Origin of the sequence: Microcoleus sp. BM001215392 (assembly GCF_036700185.1) — a bacterium.
In the GTDB taxonomy this organism is placed as follows: domain Bacteria; phylum Cyanobacteriota; class Cyanobacteriia; order Cyanobacteriales; family Microcoleaceae; genus Microcoleus.
Map to the genome: position 1 here is coordinate 1 of NZ_JAUBOJ010000642.1, position 2,085 is coordinate 2,085.

At 46.4% G+C, this 2,085-nt stretch carries 1 protein-coding gene; it reads right to left on the minus strand.

What is annotated here, in order from left to right; translation table 11 throughout:
* A partial coding sequence (locus QT974_RS33705; protein ID WP_333472706.1) for a tetratricopeptide repeat protein occupies nt 1-2,085 on the minus strand: 2,085 nt, incomplete at both ends.

A 2,085-nucleotide genomic window follows, 5' to 3' on the forward strand; every position in this document is an offset into this window, starting at 1 on the left:
GGGTTGGGGGGGGTAAACCGATGTTGCAAACTAATCCCAACGGCGGCGCTAGGCAAATAACTCACCACAAAATCCCCACCAAACAAAGCATGAATTGGAAAGCGGTGCAAGTCCCGATGCGGAATCAAAATTAACTTGGTAATTCCCTCTAATTGCTCTTCAATAACATCTATTTTCAATATTTCCTTGAGTCGGGCAAATTTACTTGCGATTCCCCCACGCCAAGGATGATTTTGTTGACCGGCTTTCTCCTTAGATTTATAATCGGTGTATTGTTGGTTCCACTCCTTCACCCATTGTTCAAATTCATCTGGAAAATCGCTGAAACAGGTTTCGGGAGACAACAAGTCATCGGATTTAATGATGAATGTTGTCAGGGATGCGTCACTGAGATGCCAGTAAATGGCGCAGGTTGTGGGATTGAGAAGTTGCTGAATTTGGGCGTGAGTGACTTTCTCTTCTTTTTCCTCTTCTTCTGTTTCATAATCGGGAATTGGCAAGGCATCCAGCAGCCAAGACAAGCAGACATTTTTATCGGTTTCTGCTGTGGCTAAGGCTTCGGCAAATTGCCCGGATTGGATGAATATATTTACGGTTAATTGTTCAAAGCTAACTAATTTGTCGGTGAGTTGCTGTTGGGTGAGTTTGGAATAGTTTTGCTGTTGCAGTAAACGTTGTAATAAATCGGTGGCATCTCGTCGTAATTTATTGGCTTCGTCAGTTTTGTTTAAGCTGACTAAGGTTTTGATTAATTTCTGTAATACTTCTAGATGCAGTTGCAGGAAAGCATCTGGTGTTAAAGTTTTGAGGGCTTCCTTGTAGCTGGTGGCGGCTTTATTCCAATAGGTGTTGGGAGAATTGAGTTTTCCGCGACTATAGTGAGCATTTCCTAGTGCTTGATGCAGTTCTCCGTATCCTTCGGCGTGGGTATTTTGTCGGCAATACTCTAAGCCTGCTTGTAATGTTAATACTTGTCCTTCATAGCCGCGCTGTGTCAGGTTGTGAGTTAAGAGAGTTCGGGTTACTGGTGGAGAATTAGGGAATTTTGCTTGTAATAGTTCATAAACTAGCTGGTTATGTTTAGGTGCATTGTTGACTGCAATTCCCCGATTAATCCAGGCAAGGTGAAAATCTGGTTTGAATTCTAAGGCTTTGTCGTAGAAGGCGATCGCCTCTTCAAGCCTGCCTAACTTAACCAGGACAGCGCCCCGATTGTACCAACCTTCGTGAAAATCTGGTTTGAATTCTAAGGCTTTGTCGTAGGAGGCGATCGCATCTTCAAGCCTGCCCAAATCAACCAGGACAGCGCCCCGATTGTTCCAGGCTTCGTGATCATCTGGTTCTATTTTTAAGGCTTTGTCGTAGGAAGCCATCGCTTCTTTAAGCCTGCCTAAATTACGCAGTGCCTCGCCCCGATCGTTCCAGGCTTCGTGAAAATCTGGTTTGAATTCTAAGGCTTTGTCGTAGGATGCGATCGCTTCTTTAAGCCTGCCTAACTTAACCAGGACAGCGCCCCGATTCTTCCAGGTTCCGTGAAAATCTGGTTTGAATTCTAAGGCTTTATCGAAGAAGGCGATCGCTTCTTCAAACCTGCCTAAATTACCCAGTACAGCGCCCCGATTGCTCCAGGCAAGGTCATAATCTGGTTTGAATTCTAAGGCTTTGTCGTAAGACTTCAGCGCCCCTTCAAAATCCCCTTTCATAAGTTGCTGATTACCTCGATCGCACCAAGCCTCAGCCTCTCCATCAACATCCTCATCCCCCTCACCCGAAACTAGCGGAAACTCAACCAAAATCTCTCTACCAACATTCCCCGCCGCCTCGGCCAATTCCCCACCCGCAACTCTACTCAACAACTCCAACCTGCGCGCCAATTCCTGAAGCGATACCACCGCATCCGCAGACGCTGTACTCCCCTGCGCGCCCTCCAACGATCGATCGCCAAACCTCCGCAACCAAGTCGCCAAATCACCATTTTTAATGCGTTTTGCGATTAAGAATCCCGCAACACCGCCTTTTCCCCAGCCCTCATTCACCCCTTCGAGAAGTTCCATCAACTTCGCCTCGTATTCCGCATCAGTCAAA